The organism is Pseudomonas sp. YuFO8 (assembly GCF_035065025.1).
Classification (GTDB): Bacteria; Pseudomonadota; Gammaproteobacteria; order Pseudomonadales; family Pseudomonadaceae; genus Aquipseudomonas; species Aquipseudomonas putida_AE.
The window spans coordinates 92404-110125 of the sequence record NZ_JAXDEQ010000019.1 but is presented as its reverse complement, the minus strand read 5'-3'; the positions used below and the strand labels follow the sequence as shown (position 1 = coordinate 110125).

General features: G+C 61.4%; 16 protein-coding genes. 8 read left to right on the top strand and 8 right to left on the bottom strand.

Annotated elements, in window-relative coordinates:
- Positions 1–252: 252 nt before the first annotated feature.
- Together purL and SOP95_RS18350 are read left to right on the top strand one after the other, a co-directional pair.
- Positions 253–4149 (top strand): phosphoribosylformylglycinamidine synthase, encoded by a 3897-nt coding sequence (purL, locus tag SOP95_RS18355; protein WP_323607850.1) that lies wholly within the window; start codon positions 253–255, stop codon positions 4147–4149.
- Between the two features lie 5 nt (positions 4150–4154).
- Positions 4155–4466, top strand: a complete 312-nt coding sequence (locus SOP95_RS18350) for a Nif3-like dinuclear metal center hexameric protein (RefSeq protein ID WP_274074305.1) — start codon at positions 4155–4157, stop codon at positions 4464–4466.
- A 115-nt stretch (positions 4467–4581) separates the two neighbouring features.
- Here the strand turns inward: SOP95_RS18350 and SOP95_RS18345 are convergent, their stop codons facing one another.
- The 3 genes from SOP95_RS18345 to SOP95_RS18335 all read right to left on the bottom strand — a co-directional run bounded on the left by SOP95_RS18345 (position 4582) and on the right by SOP95_RS18335 (position 6365).
- Positions 4582–5178: a superoxide dismutase gene (locus tag SOP95_RS18345; protein WP_274074306.1), complete on the bottom strand. Its 597-nt coding sequence runs from the start codon at positions 5176–5178 to the stop codon at positions 4582–4584.
- A gap of 177 nt (positions 5179–5355) precedes the next feature.
- Positions 5356–5958 carry a LysE/ArgO family amino acid transporter gene (locus SOP95_RS18340; protein ID WP_323607849.1) on the bottom strand — a complete coding sequence of 201 codons (603 nt, stop codon included), beginning with the start codon at positions 5956–5958 and terminating at the stop codon, positions 5356–5358.
- A 5-nt stretch (positions 5959–5963) separates the two neighbouring features.
- Positions 5964–6365 (bottom strand): ACT domain-containing protein, encoded by a 402-nt coding sequence (locus SOP95_RS18335; protein WP_323607848.1) that lies wholly within the window; start codon positions 6363–6365, stop codon positions 5964–5966.
- A 96-nt stretch (positions 6366–6461) separates the two neighbouring features.
- On the opposite strand from SOP95_RS18335, the gene SOP95_RS18330 reads away from it, so the two are divergent.
- From SOP95_RS18330 to SOP95_RS18315, 4 genes are all read left to right on the top strand, one after another.
- Positions 6462–7361: a LysR family transcriptional regulator ArgP gene (locus tag SOP95_RS18330; RefSeq protein ID WP_274074309.1), complete on the top strand. Its 900-nt coding sequence runs from the start codon at positions 6462–6464 to the stop codon at positions 7359–7361.
- Between the two features lie 96 nt (positions 7362–7457).
- Entirely contained in the window at positions 7458–8450 is a 993-nt protein-coding gene (locus SOP95_RS18325; RefSeq protein ID WP_323607847.1) for an NAD-dependent epimerase/dehydratase family protein, read from the top strand.
- Between the two features lie 108 nt (positions 8451–8558).
- Positions 8559–9431 carry an ATPase gene (locus SOP95_RS18320; protein ID WP_323607846.1) on the top strand — a complete coding sequence of 291 codons (873 nt, stop codon included), beginning with the start codon at positions 8559–8561 and terminating at the stop codon, positions 9429–9431.
- A 100-nt stretch (positions 9432–9531) separates the two neighbouring features.
- On the top strand, positions 9532–10380 hold the full coding sequence (locus SOP95_RS18315; protein ID WP_323607857.1) for a cache domain-containing protein: 849 nt from the start codon (positions 9532–9534) through the stop codon (positions 10378–10380).
- Positions 10381–10476: 96 nt separating this feature from the next.
- Here SOP95_RS18315 and SOP95_RS18310 read toward each other — a convergent pair whose 3' ends face one another.
- Complete coding sequence (locus tag SOP95_RS18310) at positions 10477–11994, bottom strand: MDR family MFS transporter (RefSeq protein WP_323607845.1); 1518 nt, start codon at positions 11992–11994, stop codon at positions 10477–10479.
- A 76-nt stretch (positions 11995–12070) separates the two neighbouring features.
- A complete protein-coding gene (gene pobA / locus SOP95_RS18305) occupies positions 12071–13255 on the bottom strand; it encodes a 4-hydroxybenzoate 3-monooxygenase (RefSeq protein ID WP_323607856.1) in 1185 nt (394 codons plus the stop codon).
- Between the two features lie 190 nt (positions 13256–13445).
- Here pobA and SOP95_RS18300 point away from each other — a divergent pair, with 190 nt between their 5' ends.
- Positions 13446–14342 (top strand): helix-turn-helix domain-containing protein, encoded by an 897-nt coding sequence (locus SOP95_RS18300; protein ID WP_274074313.1) that lies wholly within the window; start codon positions 13446–13448, stop codon positions 14340–14342.
- Positions 14343–14348: 6 nt separating this feature from the next.
- Here SOP95_RS18300 and SOP95_RS18295 read toward each other — a convergent pair whose 3' ends face one another.
- Both SOP95_RS18295 and SOP95_RS18285 read right to left on the bottom strand, forming a co-directional pair.
- Positions 14349–14525, bottom strand: a complete 177-nt coding sequence (locus tag SOP95_RS18295) for a hypothetical protein (protein ID WP_162837843.1) — start codon at positions 14523–14525, stop codon at positions 14349–14351.
- A gap of 213 nt (positions 14526–14738) precedes the next feature.
- The gene (locus SOP95_RS18285) at positions 14739–15644 is read right to left on the bottom strand and encodes a LysR family transcriptional regulator (RefSeq protein ID WP_323607844.1); all 906 of its coding nucleotides are present in this window, start codon (positions 15642–15644) and stop codon (positions 14739–14741) included.
- 113 nt (positions 15645–15757) lie between these two features.
- Here SOP95_RS18285 and SOP95_RS18280 point away from each other — a divergent pair, with 113 nt between their 5' ends.
- On the top strand, positions 15758–16636 hold the full coding sequence (locus SOP95_RS18280; protein ID WP_323607843.1) for an MBL fold metallo-hydrolase: 879 nt from the start codon (positions 15758–15760) through the stop codon (positions 16634–16636).
- A gap of 103 nt (positions 16637–16739) precedes the next feature.
- Here SOP95_RS18280 and SOP95_RS18275 read toward each other — a convergent pair whose 3' ends face one another.
- Positions 16740–17621, bottom strand: coding sequence for a LysR substrate-binding domain-containing protein (locus tag SOP95_RS18275; RefSeq protein WP_274074316.1), 882 nt, complete (start codon positions 17619–17621; stop codon positions 16740–16742).
- Positions 17622–17722: the final 101 nt, after the last annotated feature.

Sequence of the window (17722 nt, the reverse complement as noted above, 5' to 3'; positions counted from 1 at the left end):
TATCTCGACAGCGAAGGGCCTATCTGCTAGCGATCGAAAAACCGGCCGAAAGCCCGCAGGAATGGACCTTTTGTGCATTTTGATACAGTAAAAATAAGCTGTCGTTACACGTCCGGTTAACCTGACTCTCGGGGCAGAAACACAGATCGACACCCGAGTGCAACCGTGCGTAGCGTTTCGGGTGCTGTCGCGGGCTGTTTAGGCTAGAATGCACGGCCTCAAAGCACACCCCTTCCCGAGGCTGTCCCGAAGATGTTGATCCTGCGCGGCGCTCCTGCCCTTTCTGCCTTTCGCCACAGCAAGCTCCTTGAGCAACTGAGCCAGAAGGTTCCGGCTGTCAGCGGCCTGTATGCTGAATTCGCTCACTTCGCCGAAGTTACCGGCGTCCTGACCGGCGACGAACAGCAGGTGCTGGCGCGCCTTCTGAAGTACGGTCCAAGTGTTCCGGTCCAGGAACCGACCGGTCGTCTGTTCCTGGTGTTGCCGCGTTTCGGCACCATCTCGCCATGGTCGAGCAAGGCCAGCGACATCGCTCGCAACTGCGGCCTGGGCAAGATCCAGCGCCTGGAGCGCGGCATTGCCTTCTACGTCGCCGGCCAGTTCAGCGATGCTGACGCCCAGCTGATTGCCGATGCACTGCACGACCGCATGACCCAGATCGTCCTGGGCAACCTGGAACAGGCCGCCGGCCTGTTCAGCCACGCCGAACCCAAGCCCCTGACCGCGATCGACGTGTTGGGTGGCGGCCGCGCCGCGCTGGAAAAAGCCAACACCGAGCTGGGCCTGGCCCTGGCCGAAGACGAGATCGACTACCTGGTCAACGCTTTCGTCGGTTTGAAGCGCAACCCGCATGACATCGAACTGATGATGTTTGCCCAGGCCAACTCCGAGCACTGCCGTCACAAGATCTTCAACGCCAGTTGGGACATCGACGGCGAGAGCCAGGAAAAAAGCCTGTTCGGCATGATCAAGAACACCTACGTGATGCACAGCGAAGGCGTTCTGTCGGCATACAAGGACAACGCTTCGGTGATCGTCGGCTCCGTGGCCGGGCGTTTCTTCCCGGACCCTGAAACCCGCCAGTACGGCGCGGTGCAGGAACCGGTGCACATCCTGATGAAAGTCGAGACCCACAACCACCCGACCGCGATTGCCCCGTTCCCGGGCGCATCCACCGGTTCCGGTGGCGAGATCCGCGACGAAGGCGCGACCGGTCGTGGCGCCAAGCCGAAGGCTGGCCTGACCGGCTTCACCGTGTCCAACCTGCAGATCCCGGGTTTCGAACAGCCGTGGGAAGTGCCGTACGGCAAGCCCGAGCGCATCGTGACCGCGCTGGACATCATGATCGAAGGCCCGCTGGGCGGCGCTGCGTTCAACAACGAATTCGGTCGTCCGGCGCTGACCGGTTACTTCCGTACTTTCGAACAGTCGATCAGCACCCCGCACGGCGATGAAGTGCGCGGTTACCACAAGCCGATCATGCTGGCTGGCGGCATGGGCAACATCCGTGAAGAACACGTCAAGAAAGGCGAGATCGTCGTCGGCTCCAAGCTGATCGTGCTCGGCGGCCCGGCGATGCTGATTGGCCTGGGTGGCGGCGCGGCTTCCTCCATGGCCACCGGCACCAGCTCGGCGGACCTGGACTTCGCTTCCGTACAGCGCGAAAACCCTGAGATGGAGCGTCGTTGCCAGGAAGTCATCGACCGTTGCTGGCAGCTGGGCGACAAGAACCCGATCAGCTTCATCCACGACGTGGGTGCGGGCGGTCTGTCCAACGCCTTCCCGGAGCTGGTCAACGACGGCGACCGCGGTGGCCGTTTCGAACTGCGCAACATTCCAAACGACGAGCCGGGCATGGCCCCGCACGAAATCTGGTCCAACGAATCCCAGGAACGTTACGTACTGGCCGTCGGCCCGGCCGACTTCGAGCGCTTCAAGGCAATCTGCGAACGTGAGCGTTGCCCGTTTGCCGTCGTCGGCGAAGCCACTGCCGAGCCGCAGCTTACTGTTACGGATAGCCACTTCGGCAACAGCCCGGTGGACATGCCGCTCGAAGTGCTGCTGGGCAAAGCCCCGCGCATGCACCGTTCGGTGGTACGTGAAAACGAGCTGGGCGACGATTTCGATCCGTCGACCCTGGACATCGGCGAGTGCGTCGAGCGCGTCCTGCATCACCCGGCTGTGGCCAGCAAGAGCTTCCTGATCACCATCGGCGACCGCACCATCACCGGCCTCGTGGCCCGCGACCAGATGGTCGGCCCGTGGCAGGTTCCAGTGGCCGACGTTGCCGTCACCGCCACCAGCTTCGACGTCTACACCGGTGAAGCCATGGCGATGGGCGAGCGCACTCCGCTGGCACTGCTGGACGCTCCAGCGTCGGGCCGCATGGCCATCGGCGAAACCCTGACCAACATCGCAGCCTCGCGCATCGGCAAGATCTCCGACATCAAGCTGTCGGCGAACTGGATGTCCGCCGCCGGTCACCCGGGCGAAGACGCACGTCTCTACGACACCGTGAAAGCGGTCGGCATGGAACTGTGCCCTGAGCTGGGCATCACCATTCCGGTGGGCAAGGACTCGATGTCCATGGCCACGCGCTGGAACGATGAAGGCGTGGACAAGTCCGTGACTTCGCCAATGTCCCTGATCGTGACCGGTTTCGCGCCAGTGACTGACATCCGTCAGACCCTGACCCCGCAACTGCGCATGGACAAGGGCACCACCGACCTGATCCTGATCGACCTGGGCCGTGGCCAGAACCGCATGGGCGCCTCGATCCTCGCGCAGGTTCACGGCAAGCTCGGCAAGCAGGCGCCGGACGTCGACGACGCCGAAGACCTGAAGGCCTTCTTCGCGGTGATCCAGGGCCTCAACGCCGACGGTCACCTGCTGGCCTACCACGACCGTTCCGACGGTGGTCTGTTGACCAGCGTGGTCGAGATGGCGTTCGCCGGTCACTGCGGCCTGAGCCTGAACCTCGACGGCCTGGCGGAAACGTCCGCCGACATCGCCGCGATCCTGTTCAACGAAGAACTGGGCGCCGTGATCCAGGTTCGCCAGGACGCTACCGCGGACATCCTCGCGCAGTTCAGCGCTGCCGGTCTGGGCGAGTGCGTGTCGGTGATCGGTCAGCCGATCAACAATGGCCAGATCAACATCACCTTCAACGGTGACACCGTGTTCGAAGGCCAGCGTCGTCTGCTGCAACGCCAGTGGGCCGAGACCAGCTACCAGATCCAGCGTCTGCGCGACAACGCCGACTGCGCCGATCAAGAGTTCGACGTGCTGCTGGAAGAAGACAACCCGGGCCTGAGCGTCAAGCTGAGCTACGACGTCAACCAGGACATCGCCGCGCCTTACATCAAGAAAGGCATCCGCCCACAGGTTGCCGTGCTGCGTGAGCAGGGCGTCAACGGCCAGGTGGAAATGGCGGCCGCGTTCGACCGCGCCGGTTTCAACGCGGTCGACGTGCACATGAGCGACATCCTCGCCGGTCGTGTCGACCTGAACGAGTTCAAGGGCCTGGTGGCGTGCGGCGGTTTCTCCTACGGCGACGTACTGGGTGCCGGTGAAGGCTGGGCCAAGTCGGCACTGTTCAACAGCCGTGCCCGCGATGCGTTCCAGGGCTTCTTCGAGCGCAACGACAGCTTCACCCTCGGCGTGTGCAACGGTTGCCAGATGATGTCCAACCTGCACGAGCTGATCCCGGGCAGCGAGTTCTGGCCGCACTTCGTGCGTAACCGTTCGGAGCAGTTCGAAGCCCGTGTGGCCATGGTGCAGATCCAGGAGTCGAACTCGATCTTCCTGCAGGGCATGGCCGGTTCGCGCATGCCGATCGCCATCGCCCACGGTGAAGGCCATGCCGAGTTCGCCAGCGAAGAAGCGTTGCTGGAAGCCGACCTGTCCGGTTGCGTGGCGATGCGTTTCGTCGACAACCACGGCAAGGTCACCGAAAGCTACCCGGCCAACCCGAACGGCTCGCCGCGCGGGATCACCGGTTTGACCAGCCGCGACGGTCGCGTGACCATCATGATGCCGCACCCGGAGCGTGTGTTCCGTGCCGTGCAGAACTCGTGGCGTTCGGAAGACTGGAACGAAGACGCGCCTTGGATGCGTATGTTCCGTAATGCCCGCGTGTGGGTTAACTGATAGCTGTGTACAAGCTCGCTTTCTTCGTTCCCGACAGTCATGTCGAAGTGGTCAAGAGCGCCGTATTCGCTGCCGGTGGCGGGCGGATCGGCGCTTACGATCACTGCGCCTGGCAGGTGTTGGGCCAGGGCCAGTTTCGTCCACTGGACGGCAGTACGCCGTTCATTGGCGAGGCCGGGCAGGTCGAACGGGTCGAGGAATGGAAGGTCGAGCTTGTGGTGGCCGATGAGTTGATTGGCTCGGTGGTGGCGGCTCTGAAACAGAGTCACCCCTATGAGACGCCGGCTTATGAAGTGTGGCGGTTGGAGGATTTCTGATCCTGTGGCTGCCAAATAAAAAACCCGCTGATTCGTCAGCGGGTTTTTTATTGTCTTCATTTTCTGCACCCACAAAAAACCCGGCATGAAAGCCGGGTTTTTTTGGGGCATCGACTTAAGCGGTGAAGGTTTTGCCTTCGAACTGCTCAGCCACGAATTTCCAGTTGACCAGGTTCCAGAACGCTTCGACGTACTTCGGACGCAGGTTGCGGTAGTCGATGTAGTAAGCGTGTTCCCAGACGTCGCAGGTCAGCAGCGGGGTGTCGCCGCTGGTCAGCGGGTTGCCGGCACCGATGGTGCTGGCCAGGCCCAGGGAACCGTCAGCCTTTTTCACCAGCCAGCCCCAGCCGGAGCCGAAGGTGCCGATGGAAGTCTTGCTGAACTCTTCCTTGAACTTGTCGAACGAACCGAAGGCTGCGTTGATGGCCTCAGCCAGCGCGCCGGTTGGTTGACCGCCAGCGTTTGGCGCCAGGCAGTTCCAGTAGAAAGTGTGGTTCCACACTTGAGCGGCGTTGTTGAAGATGCCGCCCGAGGAAGTCTTGACGATTTCTTCCAGGGTCTTGCCTTCGAACTCGGTGCCTGGCACCAGGTTGTTCAGGTTCACGACGTAGGTGTTGTGGTGCTTGTCGTGGTGAAACTCCAGGGTTTCCTTGGAGATGTGCGGCTGCAGGGCATCGTGTGCGTACGGCAGTGGCGGCAATTCGAAAGCCATGATGATTCTCCTAATCAGGTCTGTTGCGGTGAGCGCAAGGCCGATCACGGGCGGCCAAACAAGCGCCGGGGAGTTTGTACTCTTTGCGGCGCAGGGATTCGGATCATAGCACCGGGGTGGCGGCATAACCACGCAACAACTGTGTGGAATAGAGGTTCCAGAGCCGTTTGGAATAATTCAACCAGCGGTGATCAGCTGCAGTGCTACGGCAAACATCATCACGGCCACCAACAGATCAAGAATACCCCAAGTGCTCGGGCGAGCCAGCCATGGCGCGAGCCACGCCGCACCCAGCGCCAGGGTGAAGAACCACAGCAATGAAGCACTCGCCGCACCTACCACGTAAGCGCCGGGTTCTGTTTGCTGGGCGCCGAGGGAGCCGATCAGCAACACAGTGTCCAGATAGACGTGGGGATTGAGCAGCGTCACCGCGAGGGCACTGAGCATTACCGCGCGCAGCGAACGCACGGTCTGGTTTTCACCTTGTTGCAGGCTCTGCTTCGAGCAGGCGCGGCGCAGTGCCTGACTGCCGTACCACAACAGAAACGCCGCGCCACCCCAACGGGCGATGGCCAACAGGGTGGGGTTCTGTGCCAGCACCGTCGCCAGGCCGAATACACCGGCGGCCACCAGCAAGGCGTCGCAGGCCACGCAGAGTGCCGCCACCGGCAGGTGATGTTCGCGGCGCAGGCTTTGCGCCAGCACAAATGCATTCTGCGTGCCGATCGCCATGATCAGGCCGAAGGCCACCAGCAGGCCGTTCACATAACTTTGCCACATGGCTTTTACTCCGCGTTCGCCGCCAGGTCGCGCAACACTTGCATGGCGCGCTCGGCATCGGCCTGGCCGACGAACAAATGGTCGTGGTAATAACCGGCGATCACATTGCAGCTGATGCTTGCCTGGCCCAGGGCCGTGGCGAACGCCGCGGTAAGGCCGACCGCTTCGAGGGCCGAATGCACGTTCAGGGTGATCCACGCGGCGACGTAGTCGTAGCTGAAACCGGCCTGTTCAGCCTGGGAACGTTCGAGAATCACGGTCAGGCCTTCCTGCTCGCGAAAGCTGCCGACGATGTCCAGGCCCGCCGGCAACTGGCCGTCGCCCAGGGTGCTGAACACGTAGTCGCCGGCGTTGAGTTGCGGGCTCATGCTGCGCAGCAGCGTTGCCAATGACGTTTCACCAGCCATATCGGTGGTCCTTGTTGGAGAGTTCTTACTAGCCATTCTCCAGTACGAGCCTGTATAAGAAAAACCAATATTGCTGATCGCTCATTAGGAAAACTGATGTTCGACTATAAATTGCTTTCTGCCCTGGCCGCGGTGGTCGAGCAGGCCGGTTTCGAACGGGCGGCCCAGGTGTTGGGGTTGTCGCAATCGGCCATTTCCCAGCGGATCAAACTGCTCGAGGCGCGGGTCGGTCAACCGGTGCTGGTGCGGGGTACGCCGCCGTCACCGACCGAGATTGGTCGGCGTTTGCTCAACCACGTGCAGCAGGTGCGCCTGCTTGAGCGGGATTTGCAGACGCTGGTGCCGGCGCTGGACGAGGAGGGCCTGCCCGAACGCCTGCGGATCGCCCTGAATGCCGACAGCCTGGCGACCTGGTGGGCCCGGGCGGTAGGGGATTTTTGCGCAGAGCAACACCTGTTGATGGACCTGGTGGTCGAAGACCAGACCGTCGGCCTCAAGCGCATGCGCGCCGGCGAAGTCGCGGCGTGTCTGTGTGCCAGCGAGCGCCCGGTAGCCGGTGCGCGCAGCGTATTGCTCGGCGCCATGCGCTATCGGGCCCTGGCCAGCCCAGCGTTCATTGCGCGGCACTTTCCTCACGGCGTGCGTGCCGATCAGTTGGCCCGAACCCCGGCGCTGGTCTTCGGCCCGGACGACTTCCTGCAGCATCGCTACCTGGCGTCCCTGGGCGTCGATGGTGGTTTCGAACACCACCTGTGCCCCTCGTCCGAAGGGTTCATTCGCCTCACCGAGGCCGGGCTGGGTTGGGGCCTGGTGCCGGAACTGCAGGTGCGCGAGCAGCTGGAACGCGGCATTTTGCTGGAGTTGTTGCCAGATAAACCGATCGACGTGCCGCTGTACTGGCATCATTGGCGCAATGGCGGTCAGTTGCTGGGGTTGTTGACCGAGCAATTGGTGCAGGCGTCGAGGCAATGTCTAGTGCCCTTCGGGCAGATTTGAGCGTCAAGCTGCAAGCGGCAAGAGAACAACCTGCGCATCATATTTAACTTACAGCTTGAAGCTTGAATCTCGCAGCTGTATCCGAAGGAATACTTCATGAAAATTCTGGTCACCGGCGCAAGCGGCTTCATTGGCGGGCGCTTTGCGCGATTCGCCCTGGAGCAGGGCCTGGACGTGCGGGTCAACGGTCGCCGGGCCGAAAGTGTCGAGCACCTGGTGCGCCGTGGCGCCGAGTTCGTCCAGGGCGACTTGAGCGATCCGATCCTGGCCCACGACCTGTGTTCCGAGGTTGAGGCCGTGGTGCATTGCGCCGGTGCCGTTGGATTGTGGGGGCGTTATCAGGACTTTCATCTGGGCAACGTCCAGGTCACCGAAAACGTGGTCGAAGCCTGCCTGAAGCAGCGGGTGCGGCGGCTGGTGCATCTGTCGTCGCCGTCGATCTATTTCGATGGCCGCGATCACCTGGGGCTGACCGAAGAACAAGTGCCCAAACGCTTCAAGCATCCGTACGCCGCGACCAAGTACCTGGCTGAGCAGAAAGTCTTCGGTGCCCAGGAGTTTGGCCTGGAAACCCTGGCGCTGCGTCCGCGTTTCGTCACCGGTGCCGGTGACATGAGCATCTTCCCGCGGCTGCTGAACATGCAGCGCAAGGGGCGCCTGGCGATCATCGGCAACGGCTTGAACAAGGTCGATTTCACCAGTGTGCAAAACCTCAATGAAGCCTTGCTCAGCAGTTTGCTGGCCAGCGGTTCAGCCCTGGGCAAGGTGTACAACATCAGCAACGGAACGCCGATCCCGTTGTGGGACGTGGTCAATTACGTGATGCGCAGGATGGAAGTCCCACAAGTGACGCGCTACCGTTCCTACGGCCTGGGCTACAGCGTCGCGGCGCTCAACGAGGGGTTCTGCAAGCTGTGGCCGGGACGTCCCGAACCGACCCTGTCGCGCCTGGGCATGCAGGTCATGAAGAAGAATTTCACCCTGGATATCAGCCGCGCCCGGCATTATCTGGACTACGACCCCAAGGTCAGTCTCTGGACGGCGCTCGATGAATTCTGCGCCTGGTGGAAGGCCCAGGACCTTCGCTGATACCTGCCGCACTGAACCGAGGTTCGGGTCCGGGGTCAATCGATGCGGCCATGGGGGGTTATACTGCGCCGCATCAAGCCATCACCGTGTTTCACAAAGGTTGACTCAATGTCCATGCGTAACGATGCCCACGATGACTTCGACGATGTACCGAGCCTGCGTGCAGACATCCTCGATGACGATGATTACCCGAAGACCACCCGCACCACCGTGCATTCGCGCACACCGCCCGCGGTCAGGGTCAAGGCGGCGAGCACAGGGCCGTTGTGGGCCCTGGTCGGCGCCTTGTTCTTTGCCTTCGCGGGCCTTGCCTGGTGGAGCTTCCAGCAGATTTCGCTGATGGAGCAACAGCTGGTGGCGACCCAGGAAAGCTTTGCGCGTATCAGTGAAGAAGCGGCGGGGCGCCTGCAGGATATTTCCGGCAAGGTGGTCGCCAGCCAGACTAACGTCACCAGCGACAGCGAAGCGCTGAAGCTGCAAATCAAACAGCTGGAAAACCAGTTGCAGGACCAGGGCAAACAACAGCTGGGCGTCGCCGGCCAGGCCTCGGACCTGGACAAGCGCCTGGCGCAGATGACCGCGCAAACCAGCGAGCTCGACAAGCGCCTGGCCCAGATGACCGCCCAGTACACCGAGCAGCAGAATGCCGATACGCAATTGCAGGCGCAGGTCAAAGCCTTGAGCGCTGAACTGACCACCCTGAAGGAAACCCCGGCGGACACCGAAAAATTCGATGCGCAGCTCAAAAGCCTGGGGGCTGACATCACGGCGCTGAAGAAACAGGGCAATCCAGGCGCCGCCATCGACCGTCTGGAGCAGGACATCGTTGTCCTCAAAAGCCAGCAGGACAACCGTTCGGGCGCTTCTCAAAGCGCCAACCTGGCGGAGTTCGATGCGTTCCGCAGCCAGGTCACCCGGACCATCAATTCCCTGCAAGCGCAGATCCAGTACCTGCAGCAGCAGTTGCGCACTCGCCAGTAAACCCTGGTTCATTCCCGGTTCGCCGGGAATGAATCCCTCCCGCACCCACGCCATTGCCGTCTACGCTCTTGAAACACCAAAAAAGAACGAGGGACGCGCCATGGGAGTTGTGCACAAGTTGGCCTGGTTATGCGGCATGCTGCTGATGTGCCTGGGCCAGGTTCAAGCGGCTGAGACGGAAAAGGCTGACAGCCAGGCCGCCATCGCCTTGCTCGAAAAGGCCCTGGCCTACTACCACGACAATGGCGACAAGGCCTTCGCCGCGTTCAGCCGCCAGGGCGAGTTCGTCGATCAGGACCGCTATGTCTTCGTGGTCGATACCCAGGGTGTGATGCTCGCCAGCGGCGGGCCTTCGGCGGCGCTGATTGGCCGCGATGTGTCGGATGTGCTCGGGCCGGATCTGCAGAAGGCCTTCAAGGAGGCGCTGAAAACGCCCGAGGGCAATGGCATCCAGCAAGCGGAATACCGTTGGCAGAACTGGTCCGACGGCAAGGTGGAGCGCAAGCATGTCTACTATCAGCGCGTCGGCCAGCGCATTCTCGCGGTCGGCTACTACCTGCCCCGGGCCTCGGCGGAACAGGCCATGGCCTTGCTGAACAAGGCGGCGACCGACCTGGCCAAGGACGAGAAGGGCACCCTGGCGGCGATCAACTCCCTGAAGGGCGGATATCTGCAGGATGACCTGTATGTCTTTGTCGTCGACATCAATACCGGGCGCTACGTGGCCCATGGCACTAACCTGCGATTGATCAACACTGATTTCAGCATGATCAGGGATCCGGATGGCAAGCCGGTGGGTGAACCGATGCTGGCGTTGATCGCGAAACAGGATTACGGCGAGTATGAGTACCGCTGGAAAAACCCGGTGACCGGGAAGGTCGAGAACAAGCATGCCTACCTGAAAAAGGTTGGGCATTTCCTGGTGGCTGTGGGGTATTACAGCCCTTGATATCGCAGACCTGTAGGAGCCCGGCTTGCCGGCGAACAACGATAACGCGGTATTACAGACACACCGCGGCGTCTGGTTCGCGGGCAAGCCACGCTCCTACAGAACCTTGTCCTCGCGTCCGCGCAACAACATGTTCGGCATGCCAATCGCCGCCGCCAGCCCCAGCAGCGATACCGCCGCGCTGATCATCAGCAAATGCCGGAACGTCAGCAGCAATTCAGCGCGCAAGGCATTTTGTGCCTCCCCCGGCGTGGCGTTCAGGCCGTCCAGCAAAACATTCCCCGAATGACCCTCGGCCAGCAGCGAAGCGCCGGCCAGATGGGCGAAGCTCGAATCCTGCAGCAACGCCAGCAACAGCGCCGACATCAAGGCCACGCCCACCGCACCGCCCAATGAGCGGAACAGGTTGGTGGTGCTGGTGGCGACGCCGATGTCCCGCTGTTGCACCGAGTTCTGCGTGCCGACCAGCGAGGTGGGAAACTGCATGCCCGAGGCGATCCCGCAGAGCAGCATGAACAGGCTGCTCAACCAGAAGGCCTGGGGCGGGCTGAACGCCATGCCCAGAATCGACAGCGGCATGAGCAGGGCGCCGCCCAGGATCATCGGCTTGTAGCGACCGGTGATGGAGGTACGGCGGCCGGCGAAATACGCGCCGATCGGCAAGCCTATGGCCAGCGGCAGCAGGTGCAGGGCGGCGGCGTCTGCACCGGCACCGGTGACACTCTGGAACCGCAGTGGCATCAGCACGATCATCGAGATGGCCTGGAAGCTGGTGAAGAAAATCGTGCACCAGCACAGGATGGCATTGCGGTTGGCGAAGAGATGCATGGGCAACAATGGCTCCGCCGCCCGTCGTTCATGCAGCACGAACAGGCCCAGCACAGCCGCCGCGCAAGCCAGCAAACCCAATACTTCGACACTGCGCCAGGAATGGCCCTGGCCGAATTCGGTAATGCCCAGCAACAAGGCTGTCAGCCCGATGATCATCAACAGCGTGCCGAGGTAATCGATCACCGGCTTGCGTTGCGGAATCGGCAAGCCCACCAGCGTGCGATTGGCCACCAGCCACGCGCCCAGGCCCAGCGGCAGATTGATCAGGAATACCCAGCGCCAGGACAGGTATTCGGTCATGTACCCGCCCAGCACCGGGCCGGCGACGCTGGCCACTGCATACATGCTGCTGAAGTAGCCCTGATAGCGGCCACGCTCGCGGGGCGGCACGATGTCACCGATGATCGCCTGGCTGACCGAGATCATGCCACCGGCACCGATACCCTGGAGAATGCGTGCCAGCACCAGCTGCTCCATGCTCTGGGCCATGCCGCAGAACAATGACGCCAGGGTGAACAGACCCATGCCGAACAGCATCAGTTTGCGCCGGCCGTACAGGTCGCCCAGTTTGCCGTAGATCGGCACCGCCACCGTCATCGCCACCATGTAGCCGGAAATCACCCAGGCCAGCAGGCTGACGTCCTTGAACTGCGCGGAAATGGCCGGCATCGACACGGCAACGATGGTCTGGTCAAGCGCACCGAGGAAAATCGCCAGCATCAGCGCGATCAGCACGCTGCGGATGGCCGGTTTGGGCAAGTCAGGCTGGTGGAGAGTGGTCACGGGTAAACCTGCGGCAGTGATTCACCCGCCAGAGGCACGGCGAGCGGGATGCTCGCCAGTTTAAGTCGATAGCAAGCTATTCGATAGCCTCATAGGGAAGACCGACGTAATTTTCCGCAATAGTCTTGCGGCCCGCTTCGGAATCGACGAAATAGTCCAGCTCCGATTCGGCAATGCGCTGGCTGAAGGCGTCGTGATCGTCGAAGCGGTGCAGCATCGAGGTCATCCACCAGGAAAACCGCTCGGCTTTCCACACCCGGCGCAGGCAGACCTCGGAGTATTTCTCCAGCAGATCGACACGGCCTTCGCGATAGACCTTGAGCAGGATATTGAACAGCGTGCTGACATCGCTGGCCGCCAGGTTCAGGCCCTTGGCCCCGGTGGGCGGGACAATGTGCGCTGCGTCGCCGACCAGGAACATGCGCCCGTACTGCATCGGTTCGACCACGAAACTGCGCAACGGCGCGATGCTCTTCTCGATGGACGGACCGGTCACCAGCTTGTCCGCCAACGCTTGCGGCAGGCGGGTCTTGAGTTCATCCCAGAAGCGTTGGTCGGACCAGGCCTCGACCTTTTCGTCCGCCGGTACCTGCAGGTAATAACGGGTGCGGGTTGCCGAACGCATGCTGCACAAGGCAAAACCGCGCTCGTGGCGGGCGTACACCAGCTCTTCGTGGACAGGCGGGGTATCCGCCAGGATCCCCAGCCAGCCGAACGGGTAGACCCGTTCGAAGACCTTCAGGCATTCGGCGGGAATCGATTGCCGTGCTACGCCATGGAAGCCGTCACATCCGGCAATGTAGTCACAATCGAGGCGCCAGCTTTCGCCGTCCTTGTCGAAGGTCACGAACGCTTCATCGGTTTTCATGCCGTGGGGAACGACATTGGCGGCCTGGTAAATCGTCTGTGCACCGGCGACCTGACGAGCGGCCATCAGGTCGCGGGTGACTTCGGTCTGACCGTAGATCATCACCGTTTTGCCACCGGTCAGGGCCTGCAGATCGATGTGCACCTGACGGCCATCCAGCGCCAGTTCGAAGCCACCGTGGACCAGCCCTTCGGCGTCCATGCGCTGACTCACACCGGCCTGGCGCAACAGCTCTACCATGCCTTGTTCGAGTACCCCGGCACGGATTCGCCCGAGCACGTAGTCCGGAGCCTGACGCTCGACAATGACGGTGTCGATGCCGGCGTTGTGCAACAACTGACCGAGGAGCAAACCGGACGGGCCGGCACCGATAATGGCAACTTGGGTTTTCAGTGTTTTCATTGTTTTTATGACTCGCAAGCTACACGCGACGGGGGTCGGTGAATGATTTTTATGGATCGAGTGCTTGCATTTTTCCCTTGCGGGTCTGTCAATTGAAGGTGAAAACTGAGCGGATAGCTGTACATTCTGCCAATCGGTGCGATTATCGCCCGTCGTCCATTCCGAAACCTGGATTGAAGTGATGAACAAGCCTGACCTGCCTTCGATTCCGGTGTTCAAGCTCTACGGGGAAAGCCTGGATTGGCCGACTCCGGACTTGCTGCACTGTGAAACCATTTCCAAACGCAGTCGCGAACATCAATGGGAAATCAAACCCCACCGTCACGCCGATTTATGTCAGTTGCTCTTCGTATTCAAAGGTCAGGCAGAGCTTGAAATCGAAGGCAAACGTACGCAACTGACTGAAGCGGCGATCCAGATCCTGCCGCCGCTGTCGGTGCATGGCTTCCGCTTCAGTGAAGATGTCGAGGGCTTCGTGGTGACCCTCGCGGCGCCGCTGATCACGCATCTTCAGGGGCAACTGGGGCATTCGGTGAATGCCCTGGCCCAGGCCGAGAGCTACCCGGCGGGACAGGACGCCGAGTACTTGAACAGTCTGTTTTGTGCGTTGCAGAACGAATACACCAGCCATCAACCGGCGCGGGAAATGCTCATGCATTCGCTGGTCAGCGTGATCATGGTGTGGGTCAGCCGCCAGGTGATCCAGCGCCGGTCGGCCAGTCAACGACCGCAACGGGCGCGGGAATACCTCAATGGCTACATCCAGCTGGTGGAGGAGACCTATCGCCAGCACGTCAAGGTCGAGGACCTGGCCCATCGCCTGGGGATTTCGGTTTCGCACCTCAATGGCACCTGCCGTGAGCTGGCGGGGCAGCCGGCGTTGCAGATCATGCACGAACGGCAATTGCTGGAGGCCAAGCGCCTGCTGACCTACACCAGCATGACCATCTATGAAATGTCCGACGTGTTGGGGTTCTCTGATCCGACCAACTTCACGCGCCTGTTCCGACGCCGGGTGGGAATCTCGCCAAAAGCGTTCCGCGACCGCTTGAAGGCCGATCAGGACAACGAGGCCTGACCCTGGTTACCGCAAGGCGTTGAGGGTCGCGTTGTGGGGAATGCAGCGCTCGAAATTGCAGCTGGCGTATTCCCGGGGCAGGTTGCGCAGCTGCTCGACGCGCCAGGCGGCGGCGCCATACAGGCCGAGCGTGACCGCGCAGGTGATGAAGATGGCGAGGTACCTTCTTGTTTTGATGTTCATGGCTTAGACCTCTGAACGAATACCCTTGGGTATTACCTTGAGCATAGGTCAGGGGCGGGGAGTTGCCAGCAATAGCGCTGTATTCAGAACACTGATGAACCCTTGTAGGAGCGAGCTTGCTCGCGATGAGCCTGAGAACGCCGCGGGGTATCAGGTTCCCAGCGTCATCGTTGGCGACCATCGCGAGCAAGCTCGCTCCTACAGAGGGCGGTGTTACAGGCCAACATCCCACTCCGGTTCTTCGGGAAACCTCGCCACCAGAAAATCCAGCAAGCTGCGCAGCGCCGTCGGCATGTGCTTGCGTGAGGCATACACCGCGTACACGTTCATCTGCCTTGGCTCGGCCTGGGGCAGCAGACGGACCAGCTCACCGCTGTGGATGTGCACGCCGGCCTGATAGGTGGGCAACATGGCCACGCCGGCGCCGGCCAGGGTGGCGCGCAGCAGGGTACTGGCTTCGTTGGCGCTGATGTTGCCTTGCACGGGTACCGAAACCTGTTCTCCCCCGAATTCAAAGTGCCACAGGCTTTTGCCGAAGTACGAGTGCGTGAGGCAATTGTGCTGGCTCAGGTCCTCGATCCGCTGGGGCGCCGGGTGTTCGCGCAGGTAGGCGGGGGCGGCGCAGATTACCGAACGACACACCGTCAACCGACGGGCGATCAGGTTAGGGTCCAGGTCATTGCTGGTGCGAATGGCCAGGTCGATGCGCTCATCCACCAGGTTCACCGTGCGATCGAGCATCTGCATGTCGATGCTGACACCCGGGTAGCGCTTGACGTAGGCCGCCATGGCATCGGCCAGTTGCGCCTGGCCGAACGAAGTGCTGACGCTGATGCGCAGCAGGCCACGGGGTGCATCGTCCGATACGCTGACGGCGGCCTGCATGTCCGTGGACAGGTCGAGCATCTGCCGGCAGCGGGGAAGTATTTCGCTGCCGGCGGCAGTCAGGCTCAATTTGCGCGTGGTGCGGTGCATCAGGCGCGCGCCGACCCAGTCTTCCAGTTCCGCCAGATAGCGCGAAACCACCGGCCTTGAAAGCTCCAGATGATCGGCCGCAGCCGACTGGCTGCCGAGATCGACCACTGTGACGAACACCCTCATTGCTTGCAGACGATCCATGATTTGCCCGATTTCAGAAACAAACTATGTTCAAGCATCGCATTTTTTGTACTGAACCAGGCAATTAAGCTCTGTTATCGGCCAACCTTGGCCATCAAACAACGGAGCAACAGATGATCGGTTTCACCACCCTGAAGCGCATTTTGCTGGCGACCACTGCCCTCGGTTTTGCCACACACGCAGCCGCGTCGACACTGACCCTGGATGTGTACAACCCCGGCGAAAAAGCGATTTTCCCGGTGACTTCGGTGCTGGTCAGCGGCGAGAAGGAGGCGATCCTGGTGGACGCCCAGTTCGGCAAATCCCAGGCCGAACAGGTGGTGGAAAAAATCCGCGCCAGCGGCAAGCAACTGACCACCATCTACATCAGCCACGGCGACCCGGACTACTACTTCGGCCTCGATACCCTGACCGCTGCATTCCCCAAGGCCAAAGTGCTCGCATCGCAGCCGACCGTTGATCACATCAAGCAAACCGTCGACGGCAAATTGGCGTTCTGGGGCCCGAAAATGGGCGCTGATGTGCCGGCCAGAACCGTCGTGCCGGACGTGCTCAAGGGCGACAGCCTGATACTCGAAGGGCAGAAACTGCAGGTGGTCGGTCTTGCGGGCAAGCAACCGGATCGCAGTTTCGTGTGGATTCCATCGATCAAGGCCGTGGTCGGTGGCGTGGTCGTGGCAGAGAACATCCATGTGTGGATGGCCGACACCCAGACCCCGCAGTCCCATGCCGATTGGTTGGCAACGCTGCACTCGATCGAAAGCCTGAAGCCGAAAACCATCGTGCCGGGTCACTACCTCGGCGACACCGCCCGTTCCCTGGCCGGCGTGCAGTTCACCGCTGATTACATCAAGGCCTTCGACGAAGAAACTGCGAAGGCCAAGGATTCGGCGGCCCTGATTGCAGCGATGAAAAAGCGCTACCCGGCACTGGGTGAAGAGAGCTCACTGGAGCTGAGCGCGAAGGTCGCCAAGGGCGAAATGAAGTGGTAACCCGCGGTACCTTGTAGGAGCTGCCGCAGGCTGCGATCTTTTGATCTTGTTTTTTAAAAGCAAAGTCAAAAGATCGCAGCCTGCGGCAGCTCCTACACAGGGCTCAGCGACTTTGGGCCTGCTCCACCAACCACCCCATCAACTCACGCAACTTCGCTGAAGGTCCGGGTTTTTCCGGGAACACCAGGTAATACGCCAGCCCGGTTTTCACCTTCAATTCGAAAGGCATGACCAGCCGTCCGGCATTCAGGTCGTCGCCGATCAGCGACCAGTCACCGATCGCCACGCCTGTCCCCTGGGACGCCATCGACATCGCCAGGTCCAGGGTTTCGAAATGCTGGCCCTTGCCGACATTGCTCAACTGTACGTCCGCGGCTTTCAACCAGGCCTTCCAGTCCCGTTCGTCGCGGGTGGGGTGCAGCAGCAGGTGTTGTTGCAGATCGGTCGGTGTCTGCAGGGCCAGGGGGCCTTCGAGCATGGGCCGCGAACACACCGGTGTCAGTTGCTCGTCGAAGAGTTTTTGCGCCACCAGCGAGTCGTCCGGCGACGCGCCATACATCACCGCCGCGTCGAATTGTTCGAGATGAAAATCCACCCCGTGCTTGACCGTGGTGGTCAGCTCGACCGGCACGTCCGGGCGTTCTTTTTGCCACTGCAACAGCCGTGGCAACAGCCAGCGCATGACACAGGTCGGGGCCTTGAGTTGCAGGGTTTCGCGCTTCTCGCCGATCTGCTCAACGGCTTCGTCGATCAGGCCGAAAATCTGCTGGACCCGTGGCAACCACTCGCGTCCCTCGGCGGTCAGGTCCAGGCCTCGGGCCTGGCGAATGAACAGTTCATAACCCAGGTGATCTTCCAGCCCGGCGATCTGCCGGCTCACGGCGCCCTGGGTGATGTGCAGTTGCTCGGCGGCCCGGGTGAAGTTGCAGCACTGCGCGGTAATCAGAAAAGTGTGCAGCGCCGGCAGGGGAGGCAATCGTTTCATTGGGATCCAAGGTATGACGTGAGGACATGGCTAGTATGACTTTTTATCCATTGTTGCGGCTACGTGTCGCCCGTTCCAATGAGGCCATCCCTGGACCTGCC

Excerpts from the sequence above, each read along its gene's own strand:
- purL (WP_323607850.1), top strand. The coding sequence starts at position 253 with ATGTTGATCCTGCGCGGCGCTCCTGCCCTTTCTGCCTTTCGCCACAGC.
- SOP95_RS18345 (WP_274074306.1), bottom strand. The coding sequence starts at position 5,178 with ATGGCTTTCGAATTGCCGCCACTGCCGTACGCACACGATGCCCTGCAG.
- SOP95_RS18300 (WP_274074313.1), top strand. The coding sequence starts at position 13,446 with ATGAACAAGCCTGACCTGCCTTCGATTCCGGTGTTCAAGCTCTACGGG.
- SOP95_RS18295 (WP_162837843.1), bottom strand. The coding sequence starts at position 14,525 with ATGAACATCAAAACAAGAAGGTACCTCGCCATCTTCATCACCTGCGCG.
- SOP95_RS18335 (WP_323607848.1), bottom strand. The coding sequence starts at position 6,365 with ATGGCTGGTGAAACGTCATTGGCAACGCTGCTGCGCAGCATGAGCCCG.
- SOP95_RS18340 (WP_323607849.1), bottom strand. The coding sequence starts at position 5,958 with ATGTGGCAAAGTTATGTGAACGGCCTGCTGGTGGCCTTCGGCCTGATC.
- SOP95_RS18275 (WP_274074316.1), bottom strand. The coding sequence starts at position 17,621 with ATGAAACGATTGCCTCCCCTGCCGGCGCTGCACACTTTTCTGATTACC.
- SOP95_RS18330 (WP_274074309.1), top strand. The coding sequence starts at position 6,462 with ATGTTCGACTATAAATTGCTTTCTGCCCTGGCCGCGGTGGTCGAGCAG.
- SOP95_RS18285 (WP_323607844.1), bottom strand. The coding sequence starts at position 15,644 with ATGGATCGTCTGCAAGCAATGAGGGTGTTCGTCACAGTGGTCGATCTC.
- SOP95_RS18325 (WP_323607847.1), top strand. The coding sequence starts at position 7,458 with ATGAAAATTCTGGTCACCGGCGCAAGCGGCTTCATTGGCGGGCGCTTT.
- SOP95_RS18315 (WP_323607857.1), top strand. The coding sequence starts at position 9,532 with ATGGGAGTTGTGCACAAGTTGGCCTGGTTATGCGGCATGCTGCTGATG.
- SOP95_RS18320 (WP_323607846.1), top strand. The coding sequence starts at position 8,559 with ATGTCCATGCGTAACGATGCCCACGATGACTTCGACGATGTACCGAGC.
- SOP95_RS18280 (WP_323607843.1), top strand. The coding sequence starts at position 15,758 with ATGATCGGTTTCACCACCCTGAAGCGCATTTTGCTGGCGACCACTGCC.